This window comes from Achromobacter sp. UBA5777 (genome assembly GCF_002418565.1).
GTDB classification, from domain to species: Bacteria; Pseudomonadota; Gammaproteobacteria; order Burkholderiales; family Burkholderiaceae_B; genus Achromobacter; species Achromobacter animicus.
In genome coordinates, this window is record NZ_DIEJ01000167.1 from 2174 (window position 1) to 2582 (window position 409).

Annotated in this window: 1 protein-coding gene; it reads left to right on the forward strand. The window is 54.5% G+C overall.

Annotated elements, in window-relative coordinates:
• Window positions 1-206: 206 nt before the first annotated feature.
• Window positions 207-409: hypothetical protein (locus B3446_RS13275; protein ID WP_414632410.1), on the forward strand; the 203-nt coding region annotated here is incomplete at its 3' end.

The window sequence follows — 409 nt, forward strand, 5'->3', positions numbered from 1 at the left end:
AGGTGGCGAATTTCCAGCATGGGGGCGCGGCTTCATACAAGACGAATTTACGAGGGTATCCCGGCGACGAATCCGCCTTACCGGGCCCAAGCCGACATTCTATGAGATTTCTTCATCTTATGAATGTAGACATTGATTTTGATTCATTTTGATTCGACGTCAAAATAGCCATCACTTGAATAAATTTTGTGGGATGGCGAGTTCACATGACTACGATTCATAATTTGGGATTCCCCCGCATTGGCGCCCAACGCGAGCTCAAGCGCGCCGTTGAAGCCTACTGGGCCGGCAAGCAAACCGCCGAAGCATTGGAAGAAACGGGCCGCGAACTTCGCGCCCGCCATTGGCGCCTTCAGGCCGCGGCCGGCGTCAAGCTCGTCCCCGTGGGCGATTTCGCCTGGTACGACCA